The 18,661-nt window shown below is 55.1% G+C and carries 18 protein-coding genes and 1 pseudogene; 16 read left to right on the forward strand and 3 right to left on the reverse strand.

What is annotated here, in order from left to right; translation table 11 throughout:
- From AC0QHF_RS11085 to AC0QHF_RS11135, 11 genes are all read left to right on the forward strand, one after another.
- On the forward strand, nt 1-1,665 hold a 1,665-nt coding region (locus AC0QHF_RS11085), incomplete at its 5' end, for a Calx-beta domain-containing protein (RefSeq protein ID WP_324704270.1).
- Nucleotides 1,666-2,090: 425 nt separating this feature from the next.
- A complete protein-coding gene (locus AC0QHF_RS11090; protein ID WP_324704271.1) occupies nt 2,091-4,508 on the forward strand; it encodes a bifunctional diguanylate cyclase/phosphodiesterase in 2,418 nt (805 codons plus the stop codon).
- A gap of 100 nt (nt 4,509-4,608) precedes the next feature.
- Entirely contained in the window at nt 4,609-5,241 is a 633-nt protein-coding gene (locus tag AC0QHF_RS11095) for a MerR family transcriptional regulator (protein ID WP_324704272.1), read from the forward strand.
- Nucleotides 5,238-7,049: a macro domain-containing protein gene (locus AC0QHF_RS11100; protein WP_324704273.1), complete on the forward strand. Its 1,812-nt coding sequence runs from the start codon at nt 5,238-5,240 to the stop codon at nt 7,047-7,049. Before AC0QHF_RS11095 ends, AC0QHF_RS11100 begins: the two co-directional genes overlap by 4 nt.
- Before the next feature lie 468 nt (nt 7,050-7,517).
- Nucleotides 7,518-7,856: an NADH-quinone oxidoreductase subunit K gene (locus AC0QHF_RS11105; protein ID WP_324704274.1), complete on the forward strand. Its 339-nt coding sequence runs from the start codon at nt 7,518-7,520 to the stop codon at nt 7,854-7,856.
- The gene (locus AC0QHF_RS11110) at nt 7,853-9,316 is read left to right on the forward strand and encodes a cation:proton antiporter (protein WP_324704275.1); all 1,464 of its coding nucleotides are present in this window, start codon (nt 7,853-7,855) and stop codon (nt 9,314-9,316) included. Before AC0QHF_RS11105 ends, AC0QHF_RS11110 begins: the two co-directional genes overlap by 4 nt.
- Nucleotides 9,313-9,702, forward strand: coding sequence for a Na+/H+ antiporter subunit E (locus tag AC0QHF_RS11115; RefSeq protein WP_324704276.1), 390 nt, complete (start codon nt 9,313-9,315; stop codon nt 9,700-9,702). The genes AC0QHF_RS11110 and AC0QHF_RS11115 overlap by 4 nt, the downstream gene beginning before the upstream one ends.
- Nucleotides 9,699-9,956: a hypothetical protein gene (locus AC0QHF_RS11120; RefSeq protein ID WP_324704277.1), complete on the forward strand. Its 258-nt coding sequence runs from the start codon at nt 9,699-9,701 to the stop codon at nt 9,954-9,956. Before AC0QHF_RS11115 ends, AC0QHF_RS11120 begins: the two co-directional genes overlap by 4 nt.
- A 6-nt stretch (nt 9,957-9,962) precedes the next feature.
- The gene (locus AC0QHF_RS11125; RefSeq protein ID WP_324704278.1) at nt 9,963-10,247 is read left to right on the forward strand and encodes a monovalent cation/H(+) antiporter subunit G; all 285 of its coding nucleotides are present in this window, start codon (nt 9,963-9,965) and stop codon (nt 10,245-10,247) included.
- Nucleotides 10,237-10,815 (forward strand): DUF4040 domain-containing protein, encoded by a 579-nt coding sequence (locus AC0QHF_RS11130; protein ID WP_324704279.1) that lies wholly within the window; start codon nt 10,237-10,239, stop codon nt 10,813-10,815. Before AC0QHF_RS11125 ends, AC0QHF_RS11130 begins: the two co-directional genes overlap by 11 nt.
- Nucleotides 10,816-11,478 (forward strand): Na(+)/H(+) antiporter subunit B, encoded by a 663-nt coding sequence (locus AC0QHF_RS11135; RefSeq protein ID WP_324704280.1) that lies wholly within the window; start codon nt 10,816-10,818, stop codon nt 11,476-11,478. It begins immediately after the preceding gene.
- 293 nt (nt 11,479-11,771) lie between these two features.
- Here the strand turns inward: AC0QHF_RS11135 and AC0QHF_RS11140 are convergent, their stop codons facing one another.
- The gene (locus AC0QHF_RS11140; RefSeq protein WP_324704281.1) at nt 11,772-13,418 is read right to left on the reverse strand and encodes an ABC1 kinase family protein; all 1,647 of its coding nucleotides are present in this window, start codon (nt 13,416-13,418) and stop codon (nt 11,772-11,774) included.
- A gap of 327 nt (nt 13,419-13,745) precedes the next feature.
- On the opposite strand from AC0QHF_RS11140, the gene AC0QHF_RS11145 reads away from it, so the two are divergent.
- Complete coding sequence (locus AC0QHF_RS11145) at nt 13,746-13,994, forward strand: DUF6335 family protein (protein WP_324704282.1); 249 nt, start codon at nt 13,746-13,748, stop codon at nt 13,992-13,994.
- A gap of 7 nt (nt 13,995-14,001) precedes the next feature.
- The gene (locus tag AC0QHF_RS11150) at nt 14,002-14,517 is read left to right on the forward strand and encodes a GNAT family N-acetyltransferase (RefSeq protein ID WP_324704283.1); all 516 of its coding nucleotides are present in this window, start codon (nt 14,002-14,004) and stop codon (nt 14,515-14,517) included.
- A gap of 59 nt (nt 14,518-14,576) precedes the next feature.
- On the opposite strand, the gene AC0QHF_RS11155 is transcribed toward AC0QHF_RS11150, so the two are convergent.
- Complete coding sequence (locus tag AC0QHF_RS11155; protein ID WP_324704284.1) at nt 14,577-15,764, reverse strand: ferrochelatase; 1,188 nt, start codon at nt 15,762-15,764, stop codon at nt 14,577-14,579.
- A gap of 298 nt (nt 15,765-16,062) precedes the next feature.
- Between AC0QHF_RS11155 and AC0QHF_RS11160 the strand changes: the two genes are divergently transcribed.
- The 3 genes from AC0QHF_RS11160 (at nt 16,063) to AC0QHF_RS11170 (ending at nt 18,089) form a co-directional block, all read left to right on the forward strand.
- Nucleotides 16,063-16,617: a hypothetical protein gene (locus AC0QHF_RS11160; RefSeq protein WP_324704285.1), complete on the forward strand. Its 555-nt coding sequence runs from the start codon at nt 16,063-16,065 to the stop codon at nt 16,615-16,617.
- A 206-nt stretch (nt 16,618-16,823) separates the two neighbouring features.
- Nucleotides 16,824-17,546 carry a TIGR00266 family protein gene (locus AC0QHF_RS11165; RefSeq protein ID WP_324704286.1) on the forward strand — a complete coding sequence of 241 codons (723 nt, stop codon included), beginning with the start codon at nt 16,824-16,826 and terminating at the stop codon, nt 17,544-17,546.
- Between the two features lie 168 nt (nt 17,547-17,714).
- A complete protein-coding gene (locus AC0QHF_RS11170) occupies nt 17,715-18,089 on the forward strand; it encodes a WD40 repeat domain-containing protein (RefSeq protein WP_324704287.1) in 375 nt (124 codons plus the stop codon).
- Between the two features lie 98 nt (nt 18,090-18,187).
- Here the strand turns inward: AC0QHF_RS11170 and AC0QHF_RS11175 are convergent.
- Nucleotides 18,188-18,421 (reverse strand): annotated as a pseudogene (locus AC0QHF_RS11175) (Mo-dependent nitrogenase C-terminal domain-containing protein); the annotation flags it as partial.
- Nucleotides 18,422-18,661: the final 240 nt, after the last annotated feature.

The following is an 18,661-nucleotide window of genomic DNA, read 5'->3' on the forward strand; positions in this document are numbered from 1 at the left end:
CTCAATTTGAGTAACCCGACGGGTGGCGCCAGTTTGGGAACCCAGTCTTCGGGAACTGTCACTATTTTAGATAACGACATTGCTGCCGGAACTTTGGCATTTGGCGGAACCACTTTCAGCGTCAATGAGGATGGGAATGCGATCGCGGAAATTACAGTGACAAGAACCGGGGGAAGTGAGGGAGCCGTGAGTGCGGAAGTCACCCAAACCGACGACTCGGCGATCTCCCCTGCGGACTATACAAATGGTGCGATCGCGGTCAATTTTTCCGATGGAGATACGACTCCAAAAACCGTCTCAATTCCGATTGTCGATGACAGCATTTTTGAACCGACAGAAAGCCTTAACCTGAGTCTCGAAAATCTGACGGGAGGGGCGATCTTGGGAACCCAAAATACCGCCACTTTGCAAATTGTCGATAACGATTCCACCGAGAATTTAGAGCTGGCAACGGCGACCTATTTGGGGACAGCGGGAGATGATACCGCCGCCGCGACGGTCATTTCTCCGGTGGATTCCGCGATAATTGTCGGGGGAAATTTTGACGGTTCGGGTCAGATCCGACGCCTGCAAGATGGTACGATGCTGTTATCGACCACCCCTGTGGGGGGCAGCGTCGGCGACTTGGATATCGACGGCGACAGCGGTGAAATCGTCGCCGCAGGCGATTTTGGAATTAAAGTTTATGAGAGTACCGCCAACAGCGTTTTGTGGTCCGGAGCCGGAACCTTTGATCGCGTTTCAATTGCTAATAATGGAACGGTAGCAACCCTCACCGAAGCCACCGATACCGTCACCCTCTGGAGTCCGACGGGAACCCAACTCGCCACCGCCACCCTGTCCGGGACTGACATCCGTCCGGCGGATATCGCCATCGCCCCCGACGGCAGCGGCATCTACGTCACCGGATTTAACCAGGTCAGCAGCACCTTGCAGACGCCCTTCCTGCGGGCTTTCGACACCTCCCTCGCCCAAGTCTGGAACACCTGGGATTACACGGCCTCACAAGTCACCGGGGAGGGGTTGGGGGCCGACACCCGCGGCGAACGCATCACCTTCGGGGAAGATGGCGAACTGTATTTCCTCGGAAAAACCGACGGCGGAAATAATGTCTTCCAGCGAGACGGCCAAGACATCACCCAAAACTTGGCGACCCTGGTCAATGTTGACTCGTACACGAACTTTTCGGGGGCGGGTTCCGGTTCCTTCACCTTCCACGCCCAGATCGATCAAAGCAATGGAAATATCGAACGGGGTCAATTTATCGTCACCCGACTTTCCAGCGGCAATGCCAACAGTTTCACCCCCGAATCCATCGCCGCAGATGAATTCGGAAATGTCTACATCGGCGGTTCATCAGCCGCCACCCTGCAAAATCGGGATGGCAAAACCATCGACGGCCAACCCGTCGGAAACTATACTTTGGGAGAGATGGCAGTTTTGGGAGTTTCCGCCGATTACACCGTGCGAAAATTCTGGACGCCGCTCACCGCCACCGGCGATGCGGACGGTTCCAAAGGGGCGGTGAATTCCTTCGCCGTTCGCGACGGCCGGGCCGTGATTTTTGGAACGGTGACTCAACCGGATGTCGCCACCACTGCCGGGGCTATCAATTCTAATGCGATCGGAGGCGACGATACTTACTTGGCAACTTGGGCCGTTTAGCCGCGACTGGGGGCGGGGGAGTGGGGAAGCCGGAGGGACGAGAAAAGAAAAATTTCTGATCCCGATTCCCCACAACCGACACCCTATTTAAAATTGATATATCGTCGGTCAGATCAAACAAATCTCTCGTCCGGACTGGAATGGAGCGATCGCGGCGTTTTCGCGATCGCCCCGCGACTGTTGGTTCGCAAGTTTTTGACATCACTTGCACTTGGGCTAACATTGAGAAAAGTATTTGTCATTTTCCCCGGGGTCCGAGATATGTTAATTTTACAATTCTTAACACCCATCCCATTTCCGCATCGGTCAGTGGGGGAACCGCCGGACTGAAACGACCTCGGCGTTATCCGCACGCAACTCCCGAGACTTCACTCACTCACAACCGAAAAAATACCGATTGTTCACGGGCTTGGAAATGTGCCGTTATGGAATCCAACTTTCTCACCGACTTGCAACAGGCGATCCTGGCTCTCGTCACGCAGTTACACCGCGAAGTTGCCACTCGCATCCTCGGGGAACTCGAAGCGTACCTCGACACCCCTCACAAAGTCAATCAAATTAACGCCAGTGCCCTTCGCCTCGGCCAATTGAACTCCTCCGCTTTGCCAGACCTGCAACGGCATTTTGGGGAACAAATTCAGATTTTCGATACCGTCAGTACCGTCGGCTTCGCCGCCGAGACGGGAGATTATGTGGGAATTACGCGACTCGAAGATGGGTCGCCCACTTTAGAACTCAAAAATAGCCGAGTTTCCCCCCACAAATTCTTTTATCGACTCGACCCGAACGGCGATCGCCGCGCCCCCCCGATCTGCCACCATGAAAACTACGACGCCCGCGATCGCGAGTGGTATCAAATCGCCAAAAAAGCCGGTCAAGCCACCTGGAGTCCGGTTTACAAATACACCAACTGCGTCGCCGTTCAATTCGGTTTGATGGCGGTTCTGCCCGCCTACGACGAGGCGGGAAAATTGCTCGGGGTTCTCGGCTGCGATCTGTCCCTGTCCTACATCGGCCAGTTACTCGACCGGTTCAAACTGTCCCAGGCGGGAACCACCTTTATCGTCGAACCTTCGGGGATGTTGGTGACGAGTTCCAAATGTTTCCAGCCTTTTGCGAAAAACGGCGATCGCGATGTGCGGTTGAAAGCCGAAAGCTGCGGCGATCGGGCGATCGAAGAAACCGCCCGCCACGTCCTGCAAAAATTCGGTCACTTAAAAAATATCGACGGCGACCATCAATTGAATTTTAAATTGGACGGTAACAGTCAATTTGTCGATGTCTTTCCCTGCCGAGACAGTCGGGGATTGAATTGGTTAGTTTTCCTCGTCATACCGGAGACGGAGGTAGCCGAAAATCATCCGATATCCTCCCTTGCCGGACGGCTGACGACGGCTTATAAAGCCCTCAAAAAACTCAACTTTAAACTCGCACAAGATATCGAAAAACAGGCGATCGAACTCAAAGAAGCCGAAGCCCTACTCCATTACAACAGCTTTCACGACTCCCTCACCCAACTGCCCAACCGCGCCCATTTCATGGAGCAGTTGCTGACCAACCTGCAACGGACTCGCACGGGTCAAAAGCGACTCTTTTCGGTTCTGTTGATCGATTTAGATCGCTTCAAAATCGTCAATGAAAGTCTGGGACACCTCGCCGGCGACCTGCTGTTGATTCAGGTGAGCCAGCGACTGCAACAGTGTCTTCGGGACGGAGATATGCTGGCCCGACTCGGGGGCGACGAATTCGCGATTTTGGTGGATGACATCGGCGGCATTTCGGAAAGTACCGACATGGCCGAACGGGTGCTCGACTGTCTCAAACCGCCGTTTCAGGTACACGGAGAACAGTTTTCCCTCGGCGCCAGCATCGGCATCGCCCTCAATTTCGACCCCGTGACCCGACACCCCTACGAACAGACCGCCGACATTTTGCGGGGGGCGGATTTGGCCATGTATCGGGCCAAACATGGGGGTCGAAATTGCTACGCCATTTTCGACACCCAAATGCACGCCAATTTGCTGTCCCAATTGCAACTGGAAAACGACCTCCGCCACGCGATCGCCCGGGGGGAACTGCACCTGCACTACCAACCCGTCGTCTCCCTCGTCACCGGCGAGATCGTCACCTGCGAAGCCCTCGTCCGCTGGAAGCACCCCATCCGAGGTTGGATCTCCCCCGTCGAGTTCATCCCCGTCGCCGAAGAAACCGGGCTGATCGTCCCCCTGGGGGAATGGGTGCTCCGGGAAGCCTGCCGCCAGATGCGGGATTGGCTGGCCGGGGGTTGGCTCGATCGCCGCACGACGGTCAGCGTCAACATGGCCGGATTGCAGTTTGCCCAGCCGGAACTCGTCGCGGAGATCGGCGCCATTCTCCAACAGACGGGTTTGTCGAGTCGAAACCTGAGAATCGAAGTCACCGAAAGCGCGATCGCGGAAAATGCCCTGTGGGTGGCCGACCGCCTCGGCCGGCTGCGGGAAATGGGCGTCGGCATTTCCGTGGACGACTTCGGAACCGGCCACTCCTCCCTGTCCCGCCTGCAAAACTTCCCCGTGGACGCCCTCAAAATCGACCGCTCCTTTATCGACCAAATCACCCGCCACGACCGCGATCGGAACTTCGTCGCCGCGACGATCAACTTCGCCCACAGCCTGGATCTGACCCTCGTCGCGGAAGGGATCGAAACCCGGGAACAGTGGAACCTGCTGCGATCGATGGGCTGCGACTTCGGCCAGGGCTACCTGATTTCCCGCCCCGCCGACGCGATCGCCCTGACCCAATTTTTCCGGGAACGTCGGGGGATCGGGGTGTCGGGTGTGGGGTGGAAGGTGTCGGGATTTTAGATTCCCTACTCCCTACACCCTACACCCTACACCCTACACCCCAAAAATTACAACTCGCATTGATATTGACAATTTAAATTGTCAGAGTTAGCATGGAGCCATGAAGACACTGCGACAGGTTGCCGGAAACGATCCGAGTTGGTCCCTCGATGAATTGGTGGCGGTGGCGAACGAGTTGTTGCCCCAATTCCTGCCCACTCAGCGGGCGCACACCCGCATCCGGGAGGATGTCACCCCCCGCCTGGTGCGCCACTACACCAGCCAGGGACGGCTCGACGAACCCCTGAAATCGGGGCGGTATGCGGTCTACACCTACCGCCATTTATTGCAGGTGTTGCTGGTCCGGCGGCTGCTGGCGGAGGGCTACGGGGCCAGCGCGATCGGAGATCTGGCCGTCTCCAAAACCGACACCGAACTCGAAGCCCTCCTGGAAGGGGGCGTGCAACTGACGGTGGAAGCCGCCAACCCCGCCCTGGGATTTCTCGAACAAATCAGGCGCCGTCAATCCGTGACGATCGCCGAACCAACCCAGGACAATTTGAAAGGTTTCACCGTCCCGCCGTCGCCGAGTCCCGATCGCCGGTCCACCCGTTGGAAGCGGATCGAAATTTTACCGGGTTTGGAACTGCACGTCCGGGAGGATTTCAACTATCCGAATTCCCTGCATGAACGGCAAAACTTGATCCAATTAATTACCCATATCCTCTCAACTCATCGGAGGTCGCCAAAATGAACGCTCCTCGCATCGAATTCGTTCCCCTCCAGGACGCGATCGCATCCGATCGCCCCACCAATTTGGATTTGATCGTCAAAATCATCCCCCCCGACCCGGATGACAACTTGGAACGTCCCCCCCTGAACATCGGTTTGGTTCTGGACCGGTCCGGTTCCATGGGGGGCAAAAAAATTGCCTACGCCCGCCAAGCCGCCAGCTACGCCGTCGAACAATTGTTGGAAAGCGATCGCGTCAGCGTCACCATCTACGACGATCGCATCGAAACCGTGGTGGAAAATACCCCCGCCGCCAACAAAGCCCAAATTCTCCAGAAAATTGCCCGCGTCAAACCCCGCAACATGACCGCCCTCCACGCCGGTTGGGTGGAAGGGGGGGTGCAGGTGAGCAAACACCTCGACCCCCGACACCTGAACCGCGTGATATTGCTCTCCGACGGCTTGGCGAACGTGGGCGAAACCAACCCCGACGTCATCGCCTCCGATGTCAAAGGACTGGCGAAACGGGCGGTCAGCACCACCACGATGGGAGTCGGGGACGACTACAACGAAGACCTGTTGAGTGCGATGGCCGATCGCGGCGACGGCAACTATTACTACATCGAATCTCCCGAACAACTCCCCGACATTTTCGGCATGGAATTGCAGGGGTTAATGGCGACGATTGGGCGCGAGGTCCGGCTGCGGGTCGAGTTGCGGGGGGATGTGGAGTTGACCGACGTTTTCAACGATTTTGAACTGACGCGGCAGGGGGAATATAAACTGCCCAATTTGGTGATGGGCAACCCCTTTTCCGTGGTGTTGCGCCTGAAAATTCCGCCGACTTCCCAATCTCAAGAATTGTGCGGATTTCGCCTGTCTTGGGACGACCCCGATCGCCCCGAACGGCAAACCCTGCGGGCCTCCTTACAATTGCCGGCGGTGTCGTCGGCCGAGTTGGAGGAATTTCCCTTTAACGATACCGTCCGGGAGCCGGTGGCGCTGATGATGGCGGCGCGGGCGAAAGTGGAGGCGATGCGACACGCGAAACGGGGAGATTATGCGGCTTCCAAACGAGTGTTGCAAGACACCCGAGATGCCCTGCATTGTATGGCTCCAAAATCGATGGCAATCGCACAGGAATTTGCCTCTTTAGATGAGTTCGATCTCGAAATCGAAAGCGAAGACCCGGAGATGCTGTACCGAGCCAGCAAGCGGGGTTCTTACGAATCTCGTAACGTGCAGCGCAGCCACCATCAATCCGGGAGTTCCAATTATTATATCACACGAAATTTGATGCCGTTGGGCGATCGCATTCAGGTGATTAAAGGCGATCTCGTTCAACAGCAGGTCGATGCGATCGTCAACCCCACCGGAGAGGATTATTTCGGGGGGGCGGTGGACGCGGCCATTCACGCCGCCGCCGGGCCCGAACTCCGCCAACACTGCGATCGCCTGCCCCGGTGTGCCCCGGGAAAAGCCCAAATCACCCCCGGTTACAACCTGCCCGCCCAATACGTCATTCACACTGTCACTCCAATTTGGGCACAAGGTCGCCAGGAGGCACAAAATATCTTGAGTCAGTGTTATTCAAATAGCCTGATTCTGGCGGAAAAAAAACACCTGAAAACCGTCGCATTTCCCCTCCTCGGCGGCGGGATTGCGGGCTGTCCGATGCGGGAGGCGATCGAAACTGGGCTGTGGGAGACCAGTCGATTTTTGCTGCCCCCGCTTTTGCTGCAACAGCCGCGCTCTTTGGAACGGGTGATTTTTGTCTGTTATGACGACGAAACCTACAACGCTTATCGGGGTTATTTCGGCCGTCGATAATCTCAGATTCCGAGGGAATCGGGAAGATTTTTGACTTCCGTAGCGGGCGACCGTCTCCGGTTGCCCGCCGTCGAATAGAGAGTCCCATTACCCATTCCCGACCCGGTCGCCAATTCCTAATAGATTTAAAGTTTTTTTTAGTCAAATATTCTCGATCCGCAGATCGGTTACATATCCGGCAGAACATCCCACAAAATTGTGATATAATCTCTACCCTTTTTCCAGATCCGTTGAATTGTGCCATCCCGGCGGTTCGGGTGGGGGCGATCGCGACCTCTTCAAAACCCCGCCGTACCCGCCACCGCAGCCCGGACAGACCCCGGCTCCGCCGCACTCCGACCGTCACCCAGATTACAGGGGGTCGGGTACATCATCGAGTCGCATTTAGATTTTCTTTACAAATCGGCGCTAAATCCGGTAAAGTTTCAATATAATCAAGGATTAACCCATACCGAATCCATAAATCTCGTGTTAGAGTCATTCATATTCGCAACGGTAATGTGCGGATTTTTCGGCATTATCTTTAAAAAGAACCTGGTGATGAAGATCGTCTCGATGGATGTGATGAGCACGGGGGTGATCGCCTTTTACGTGTTCGTCGCGTCGCGGGAGGGTTTATTCACCCCGATTATTGGAACGGCAACAAATGACGGCACCTACGCCGATCCGGTGCCCCAGGCGGTGATTTTGACCGCGATCGTGATCGGCTTTTCCATCCAGGCGCTGATGCTCGTCGGCGTGATGAAGCTGGCGCGGGACAACCCCACTTTAGAAAGCAACGAGATCGAGAAAAACAACACCCCATGACTATCCTGACCATCGCGGCGATCGCGCTTCCGTTATTTGTGGGGTTTAGTATTTATCTGTTCCCCAAACTCGACCGATACCTCACCCTGGGAGTCGCCATATTTTCCGGAGCCTACGGATTGCAACTGCTGTTCAACTCGTCGCCATTAACCCTGAAATTGCTCGACAATTTCGGGGTGACGGTGGTGGCCGACGAATTGAGCGGCTATTTGATCCTGACCAACGGTCTGGTAACGGCGGCAGTCATCCTCTACTGCTGGGGGCAGGGGAAGAGCGCCTTTTTTTATATCCAAGCGATTATATTACACGGCAGCGTCAACGCCACCTTTATCTGCGGGGATTTGCTGAGTTTGTACGTCGCCCTGGAAGTCCTCGGCATCGCGGCATTTTTATTGATCGCCTACCCCCGCACCGATCGCTCCATCTGGGTGGCCCTGCGCTACCTGTTCGTCAGCAACACCGCCATGCTGTTCTACCTGGTGGGGGTGGCCCTGGTCTACCAAGCCAACCACTCCTTCGCCTTCGAGGGCGTGCAGGAGTCCCCCCCAGAAGCGATCGCCCTGATCCTGATGGGATTGCTGGCTAAAGGGGGGGTGTTTGTCTCCGGACTGTGGCTGCCCCTGACCCACTCCGAATCGGAAACCCCGGTATCCGCCCTGCTGTCGGGGGTAGTGGTCAAAGCCGGCGTCTTTCCCCTGGTGCGGCTGGCCCTCATCGCCGGCGAACTCGATGGGGCGATCCGGATCTTCGGCGTCGCCACCGCCCTGTTGGGGGCCGCCTACGCCATTTTTGAAACCGACGCCAAGCGGATGTTAGCCTGGAGTACCATTTCCCAACTGGGCTTCATCCTCGTCGCCCCGGCGGCGGGCGGCTTTTACGCCCTCACCCACGGCCTGGTCAAATCCACCCTGTTCCTGAGCGCCGGGAGCTTGCCGAGCCGCAACTTTTCCGAACTCCGGGGACGCCCGATGCCGACCGGCCTCTGGTTCGTCATCCTGGCGGCCAGTCTGTCCATCTCCGGCTTTCCCCTGTTCGCCGGCTTCGGAGCCAAGGCGCTGACCCTGAAAGACTTGCAGCCCTGGCAGGCGATCGCCATGAACGTCGCCGCGGTGGGGACAGCCACCTACTTCGCCAAATTCATCTTTCTGCCCCACCGCAGCCGCCCCGAATCGGGACCTCAAAAGCCGATCCCCCCCGGGTTCTGGTTCGCCGCCGCCCTCGCGATCGCAGCCCTGGTTCTGGCCAACGGCCTCTACTACCCGGGTTATGCCGTGGCGAATCCGACGGTCCTCAAATCCCTCGGCACCATCGGCCTCGGCTGGCTGGCCTACTGGGCCGTTTTCCGGGATGTCGCGCTCCGACTCCCCCGCGTCCTCGAAAAACTCGAACACCTCATCGGCATGATGAGTCTCATGTTGATCCTGCTGTTCTGGCTCGTATTGTGGAGGGTGACACCATGATCGGATATCTGGATATTATCTTACGGCTGACCATTTGGTTTCTGCTCACCGCCGACCTGAGTTCGACCAACATCATCATCGGCGTCGCCGTCGCCCTGCTGCTGCCCCACAGCGCCACCGCCCCGAGCCCCGTGCGGGACTGGATGCGGGCGTTGGGGGAGACGCTGCGGGCGATTCCCCAGGCCTATTTTGAAGCCTTCGAGATCATCCTCCGCCCCCACAAAGATGAAGATACCACGATGGAGCGGGTCAAACCTCAGCGATCGCCCGGGCTGATTTTCTTGGATATCTTTTTAATTACTTTTACCCCCAAAACCATCGTTTTAAAATATCACCAACAGGGCTGGTACGAAGTGCATTGGGTCAAACGGAGGAAACGGAAATGAACGCGGTTTTGATGTTGATGATCGTGGCTTTGCTCATCCCCATTTACGAGGCCTGCCAGGATCAAGATATCTGGCAAAAGGTGCTCGCATTTGCCAGCATCGCCACCAAAACCTCGGTGATGATTTTGGTCGTTTCCGTACTCCGAGACGATTGGATGATCGGCGTGGTGGGGGTGATCATCCTGAGCGTGGGAAATGCCGCCCTGATGCTGCTGGCTCAAATCCTCAAACGAATGAATGACGTTTTGAATTGAGAAACTATGGTTGACGCGATCAGTTATTTTTGTATCGGTTTGGGAATTGTCTTTTGGTTTTGGGGAACCTGGCCGCTGGTGGGCGATCGCTCCGTGCTGTTCAAATTGCACAGCCTTTCGGTGGCTGATACCCTCGGCTCCATGAGTATCGTCGCCGGACTGCTCCTCAAGATCCCCAGCGAATGGCCCCTGCTGATTCTCGCCATGATTTCCCTGGCGATTTGGAACACCGTGCTGGGATACGTTTTGGCCTACTGTTCGAGCAGCGGAGCGGAGGAAAATGAACGATAGTTACATTTATTTTATCACGGCTTTGATGCCCCTGGCGGCGGGAATGGTCGTCTTTCAAGTCAACCCCTACCACGCCCTCGTCCTTCGCGGCATATTGGGGGCGGTGTCGGCTCTGGTGTACGCGATTATGGGGGCGGCGGACGTGGCGCTGACGGAGGCTCTGGTGGGGACGATGTTGGCGATCATGCTCTACGCGGTGGCGGTGCGATCGTCGCTGGTGATGCGTCTGGGGGTTCTCAAAGATGAGCTGGCGGAAGGCGATCGCGAACACCCCTTCGAGCAACTGATGGAGGAATTCCGAACCGTTTTTCGACAACATTATATGCGTTTGGAATTGGTTCCATTTAAAGATCTCGAAGAGTTGGATCGGGCTCTGGCGGAAAAGGAAGTGCACGGCACTTGTGTGGGACAACCCCAGCACCCGTCCCTATCCGCCGACATCAAAAACCCGTCTTATCAAACCACCGTCCGGCTGCGACGGCTCTACGACATCATGAAAGCCGAAGTTCCGGGCAACGCGACCATTTTGACCTATCTCAATCCGGCAGATTCAAAGGAAAAACATTAGATGAAACTCATTTATATCGCGGCAGGAATCGCCCTCTATATCAAAATGCTGATCCTCTCCAATCCCGCGGCGGACTGGACCGGACCGGCGATCGCGGAATTGGTGGTGCAGGATAGTGGCGTCCCCAACGCGGTGTCGGGGATTATTTTCCGAAATCGGCTCTACGACACTATCTTTGAAGTGGTGGTCTTCACCATCGCCATCATGGGCTGTCATTTCCTGATGGCAAACGAACACCCGCTCAGTCAAGTGTACCAGTTCACCGACCAACCCTCCATCGTCCTCTCCCGCCTGGGGGCGACCATCGCGGCGATGGTGAGTATCGAACTGGCGATCCGCGGCCATTTGAGTCCGGGTGGGGGGTTTGCCGCCGGAGTTGCCGGGGGAACGGCGATCGGCTTGATCGCCATCACCTCGCCACCGGAGTTGATGCAGGGCATTTATCAGCGGTGGAAGGTTTCCACCTGGGAAAAAGTATCCGTCCTCATTTTTATTTTATTGGCGGCGATCACCCTGCTCGGGCTCGAATTTCCCCACGGAAACTTGGGCGGTTTGGTCAGCGGTGGCATTCTCCCCGTCCTCAATATTTTGGTCGCCGTCAAAGTGGCGTTGGGCTCCTGGGCGGCGGTGTTGATTTTTATCCGCTATCGGGGGTTGTTGTGACGGTCGGTAATCGGCGATCGGCAAAATTAAACAGGGGGAAAGAAACAGGTATGTAGGGGCGAATGGCATTCGCCCTCCCTCGCAGTTCGACGGGGCGATCGCGTCAATTTTAAACTGGGAAATAGGGCGCAAGCCTTGCGCCCCTACGGGGGTTTTATCGGATTTTATTATCAGATCCGGTGAATTGCTCGGACATTGAGAGGATAGAGAATTCGGGGGGAAAGATGAAAAATTCGACTCCCGACTCCCTCGATCTCAGACGTTTTGTGGTCAATTATCAGGTTTGATATATATTACCGCCAATTGCCCGATCGCAACACGCTCACGATCAGCCACAATCCCACCAGAGAAGCAGCCGCAAAGAGGATATTACTAACCAAAGAGAGTTGGGGCGTTTGTGCCCCCGTGGAGACGACCGCCGCCCCCATAATTAACGACCCCACCACGATGCTAAAAGAAAGGCGGTTCGCCGCGTCGTCCAGGCGATTTTGCAGGCTGTTCAATTCGGGGATGGTGATGTTCCATTTCAGGGTTTCCGAGGTGACGCGATCGAGGAGGAGATCCACCTGGCGGGGCGATCGCAATGACAAACTCTTCACGTCCAACGCCGTCCGCAGAAAGGTTTGTAAAGGATTGTCGCCCAACAATTGACGGCGAAACAGATCCGTCATCAGCGGTTTGATCTCGTTTAACAGGTTCACTTCCGGGTTGAAACTGCGAGCGACTCCCTCCATATTTGCCAAAGTTTTGGCGTACAATCCCATATTGCTGGGGAGGCGAACTTTATTATTTCGAGAAATCTGCAAAATCTCGTAAAAGACCTCGCTGAAATTGATTTCGGAAAGGCTGAGATTATAATAGCGCCTCAACATACTGTCGTAATCACTTTCCAGCCGATCCAGCCGCACGGGTTGCCCGGATTCGGCCAATTCCAAAGTCAGTTGGGTGCAGCGTTGCGCGTCGATATCGACGATCGCCAACAGCATTTCCGTCAAAATTTGCTGGGTGCGCGGGTCGATTCGTCCCACCATCCCGCAGTCCAAAATTGCCACCCGTCCGTCTCGGAGATAAAAGATATTTCCGGGGTGGGGATCGGCGTGGAAAAAACCATCCAAATAAATTTGTTGAAAAAAGGCGCGAAATAGCAACGTCGTGATTTCGGTTCGCCGGGGATCTTCGCGATCGGACTGGGTTTTCGAGGGTTCGGATAACAACAGCGGCACCCCGTCCAACCATTCCAAAACCAATAAATTCGGCGTCGTCAATTCCCAGTAAACTTTGGGAATCACCAATTTTTCCGCATCAAACCAGCGGCTTTCGGATAAGTTTTTCCGCAGTTGGTCGGTATATTGCGCTTCTGTGGTAAAATCTAACTCGGCTTTGAGGGCTTTGGTAAATTCGTCCGCGATCGCCACGATATCGTAATCCTCGCCGAGATCCGTCCCCGACACCAAATCGGCCAGTCCGGTAATTAATTCGATATCGCGATCGACGATGGTTTCAATCCCCGGACGCTGTATTTTCAACGCCACTTCCTCGCCATTTTTTAAGGTCGCCCGATGAATTTGGGCGATGGAAGCCGCCGCCACCGATTCCGTTTCGACGCGGCTGAAAATCTCCTCCATCGGCTGAGAAAATTGCAGCCGCAGTTGGGTTTCGATCTGCCCCCAATCCACCGGCGGGACGTTCGCCTGCAAGTCCGTCAAAGCGTCCACATACCTCCCCGGCAGCAAGTCGGGGCGGGTGGACAAAAGCTGTCCTAACTTCACATACACCGGACCCAACTCGATCAAAATTTTGCGGAGGACGTCCGGAGATGGCAGCCTGGGTTCTCCCGACTTGCCCCCCGTCAACAGACCCCGCATATAGTCCCAGCCGTTGCGGAAGACGACTTCTAAAATTTCTCGCTGTCTCGACGTTTTTTGAGTAAGGGAAAACATATTTTTGGTTCGCTTGGGGTTTGGAAGACATCAATTAATTTTACAATTTTTGTGTGAAATCAATATCTGTACGAGCGACACGGTTTGTTGTCGGCCTCAAATCCTAGAGGCGATCGAGCATTGACCCGAGTAAAATTTTCGATATTTTTATCAGCTTACCATTTTAATTGATAGGAGACAAGGATCAATCTATCTTTCGGGGGACGACATCGAAGCATATTCATGATAAGTTCTGAATTTTATGGTTAAATCATGTCGCTTTTTCCGGCATCTCAAATCTAAGTTTTATAATAGATTGAAGCAATTTAAAATAGGAGTCATCCGCTCATGAATCCCCAGCCAGAACAACGCCTCGATCCCAAAGTGACGCCCGATGCGTCCGAAATTCAACACGCGGTGGACGAGGACAAATTCGCCCGCCCCCAACCCACGGACGAACAGCACGATATCGACAGTATGGCGAAACCGGCGGGGGTGGAAATGCCCGATCGCGAACCGTTGCACATCAAGGATAAAATGGATGAACGGGACAGCGATCGCTGGCAACTGGACCCGGACTCCAAATTCGAGCGTTAACCCCACCATGTCCGACCCCCCTTCCCAACTCCCCCCGGAATTCACCCTCCGAAAAGCCACCCCGGAGGATATCTGGCCGATTCGCCGCCTGGTATTCGGCGCCAAACTCGACCCCACCCAGATCCGCTGGCGACAGTTTTGGGCGATCGAACGGCAGGGGGAAGTGATCGCCTGCGGACAACTGCGAGAATTCAAGAATTGCCGGGAATTGGGGAGTTTGGTGGTGGCCGCGTCGTGGCGAAATCGGGGGTTGGGAACGATTTTGACCCGACATTTGATCGCCGAGTCCCCCGAACCGCTGTATTTGGAGTGCGTGGGACGGGGGTTGATGGAATATTATCGCCGCCTGGGATTTGCCGCGATCGCCTGGAAAAATTTACCCCGCCCCCTCCAGGTCAAATTCGCCCTCTCCCACCTGGCAAACCGGCTGTTAAAGTTGCCGATTTTTATTATGAAATATGATCATTTAACCACAGAGGCACAGAGGACACGGAGAGGGGATTTGTCCGAACAAAATTTATAAAAAAAGAGGGAGCGAGATGCTCCCATTCCCGACAATTGATCATTATCAATTATCAATGATTAATGGTGGTGATGGCTGTGGCCGTGGTCGTGATGATGATGATGGTCGTGGTCGTGGCTGTGGCTGTGAGAGGCTTTCGCCTGTTCCGCCGCCAGGGAGGGATTCACCGCCAACGCCGTTTCATTCAACAGCCCTTCGATTTGCGGGTTCGCCCACTCTGCGGCCATCTGCAAGAATTCGGGATGGTCGTTGACGCAGGCCATTTGGACGTAGGTGACATCGGGACGGCGACGCCGCAGCGCCTCGATGATGTGTTCGACGTCCAACAGGGTTTCGTGGTTTTCCGTCGCGAATCCGATCGGCATGAAGACGATCGCCGTGGCGCCCAATTCCATCAGATTTTGAGCGGCCAACTCGGCGTTGGGTTGCGTCCACTCGATCAGGGGGGTGTCGTGGTTCAGCCAACCCACGGAAATTAGGGGGAAGCGGTTGATCAGCTTTTCGCGCACCCGTTCGTAAAGGGCCTGACTCTCGTCGATTCCCGAGGTGAAGCCCTTGGCTTTGTGGGGACAGCCGTGGTTCATCAGCACGATTCCCGTCTGGGAGGGCAGGTGGGCGACGGCTAATTCCTCCTCGATTTTTTCTTCCACCAACCGCGCTGTCAGGTCGATATAGGCGGGTTCGTTATAAAAAGAGGGGATGTAGCGCTGGCCGGTGATCCAGTGGCTCTTGTCGTCCGCTAGTTGCGCCAGGGCGTTGTTGACCTGTTCCACCGCGATACCGCTGGTAAAGATTGAGTCTACCACCAGGAGGGGGTAAATGAGGAGCTTGTCGAAGCCTTCGGTTTGGATTTGGGCCAAAACCTGTTCCGGGAGGAAGGGGGCGCAGAAGTTGAACGCCTTGAAGACTTTGACGCGATCGCCCCATCTTTGCTGGAGATTTTCTTCGATTCCCGCCCGCTGCCGCTCGAAGATGGCATTGTGGGGGGAGATGAAGTTGCCGTGATCGTGTTTCCACTCGTGCAGGTCAAAAACGGCCAGCAGCTTGGCCAGGGGCGGATAGATCCAGGTGGGGACGGGGGCGAATTTCGCCGTCAGCAGGTTCAAAGCCTGTTCGTTATAATTGGCAAAATCCTCGTAACTTTCCACCTCGCCGTAACCCATCAGCAACACCGCCACCCGATCTTCGGCGGGGCGATCGCCGGACTGGGCATCCGGATTCTGAATTTTTTCGGGAGTTGCTACCACGTCTTCGTCCTCTTGTCTGAGCAATGAACCGGAGTGGCGATCGTATGAATGCCACCCTGGTCTATACCTTAACATCCCCAGGGGGGGGATGGGGGAAGGGGGGAGTCGGGAGTCGGGAGTCGGGAGTCGGGGAGGCAACAGGCAAACGTTGTTGATGCGATCGCGTCGGGAATTGTAGGGGCGAAGGGCCTTCGCCCTCAAATCAATAGTCTGAAACGACCCGATATTAATATCAAATTGTAGATTCCCGTTTATATTTCCGCCCTCTAACATTCCTCCGATTTGTCCCCACATCCTTATGGTTACAGTGATTTGTCCCGGTTTCCACGATCGCACCCTCACCGACGAGTTTTTGGCGGGGTTGGCTGCGGACTGGCGGGAACCTCCGTTAGTGTTTCCGGCGGAACGATCGTCTCCGGTATCGGCGATCGCACTTTGGCAGTTTTTGGAGGCGAATCTTTCTGATCGCCGTGGGATACCATTGGTATGGATCGGCTTCAGTGCCGGCGTCGTCGCCGCGATCGCCGTCTCCGCGTTGTGGCGGCACTCGGGGGGACGGGTGAAGGGTGCGATCGCCGTGGATGGTTGGGGGGTGCCGCTGGGGGGGGATTTTCCCGCCTACCGCGTCAGCCACGATCGCTTTACCCACGACAGTTCCCGGCTTTTGGGAGGGGGAAATGAGAGTTTCTACGCCGATCCGGGGGTGGAACATCTGGATCTGTGGCGATCGCCCCAGACGGCTTCGGGGTGGTGGCTGCGGGAAACTGAAACCGGGCTCAAAACGGCGATTCCCACCACCGCCGATCGGGCGATCGTCGAGATGTTGAAACAATTCGGCGAATTGAATGATTGAAGAACGGAGGAGATCCCCCATTATCCTCGACAATTTTTAACCGAGAATGAAACGGCTGTGCCCTTAAAAAGGGGGACTTTGAACCCTCGCCCAGACCTCACCCGTTTGAGAAATGCTAGATCTCGGAAGCCAGAATGGAGGAATTAATCCGGAATTATGGCTTCTCGCTATTGTAGATAAAAAACAGTTAGTATCGGAGGGAAGTTATGGCAGACGTCATCGATTATAAAATCTATGGAAATGACTTGCAGTTGGTGGAAATCGAACTCGACCCGGGGGAAGGCGTGCAGGCCGAAGTCGGGACGATGACCTATATGGAAGACGGGATTCAGATGCAGACGGGAATGGGCCGGGGCGGTTTATTTTCCGGTTTTAAGCGCATGATTACCGGGGAAAGTTTCTTTATCACGACATTCGTGAACGGGGGAAACGGGCGATCGCGGGTGGGGTTTGCGGCGACCTCCCCCGGGCAGATCGTCCCGGTCGATTTGGGGGCGATCGGCGGCGAATTTTTGTGTCAAAAGGATGCGTTTTTGTGCGCGGCAAGCGGCACGGATATCAGCGTCGCCTTCACGAAGAAATTGGGGGCGGGTTTCTTCGGCGGCGAGGGGTTCATCCTGCAACGATTAAAAGGGGATGGCATGGCGTTCGTGCAAGCCGGCGGCGCCATGATCGAGAAGACGCTGCAACCGGGAGAAAGCCTGCGGGTGGATACGGGATGTTTGGTGGCATTCTCGCCGTCGGTGCGCTACGATATCCAATTTATCGGCGGTTTTCGGAACGCTTTGTTCGGCGGCGAGGGCTTATTTTTGGCAAAGATGACGGGGCCGGGTAAGGTGTTGATTCAGAGTTTGCCCTTCTCGCGGCTGGCCGATCGCATCAGCGCGATGATTCCGGCGCCGACGTTTGCCAGTGAGGGAGATTCTTAGGGTTGATAGGATTCGCGATCGCCTTCTTTGTTGTGGGGGGCGATCGCAACTTTTAATTGTGGTAAAGATAGAGCTAATAATGAATGATGTATTCGACATTCTGCCCCGTGGGAATTGAAGAGGCGGGTTGGGAGGGTTGTTGCGATCGGTTTATGATGCTGGAAAGATATGAAAATCAACACTGGCTTGTCATACATTATTGAATTGTTCCACAATCTGCAATGGGATGTAAAAAAGGGTAATATTATGGCAAATCATCGAAAACATAATGGGCGAGTTAAAGCAGTTTCTTTGAGTTCTGATGGCAAAATTTTAGCCAACGGTCATCAAAGCTGGGTTGTGGCGGTTGCTTTTAGTCCGGACGGTGAAACCCTTGCCAGCAGCAGTGCGGATGAGACGATCAAACTCTGGAATTTCAAAACGGGAGACTGTCTCAAAACGCTGAGAGTTCCCAGACCTTACGAAGGTGCGAATATCGCCGGAGTAACGGGTTTGAGCGATGCCCAAAAAGCCACCCTAAAAGCATTGGGGGCGGTCGAATAGGCGACAATTTTTGTCTGTTGGGTTGATGCATGAACCCAACAGACTCCTACTAAAAAATAAGGCGGGCAATGCCCACCAAATCAGCTTGTTCAACCCATTCAACCGCCGATATAGGCACCGATATCTTCGCCACATTCGTCGGCGAGGTAGCAGAGGGCGCGAAATCGCAATGCCACCAATTCTTCGTAAAGGGGATTAAGTTTGCACAGGGGGGGAATGTGAAATAAGACGCGGCCCCAAACTTTCACATCCCGCTCAAACGGACATTGGGTGGGGATGAGGCGACAGAGGAACCGGGCGAATTTAGGGTTTTTGATCTCGACGCGATCGAGCCGCCGTTTTTCCCATTTCGGGCGGAATTCGGATCACAAGTATAAATCTAATATATGTATCGCATAAAATATTTTGATAACTGGGGGGTTGACAAATGGCGATCGCCCGAAACATATCCTGAATGAGACAGAGCGATCGCTTGGGACTAAAATAATTACCATCAGTGCGATTCGTTCAGGAACGAAATAGGGCTGAAATGCCCGAAATAACTTCCTGGTAAGGCTTTCATCCCTCTGGAT

It is taken from the genome of Lyngbya sp. CCY1209 (assembly GCF_055795065.1).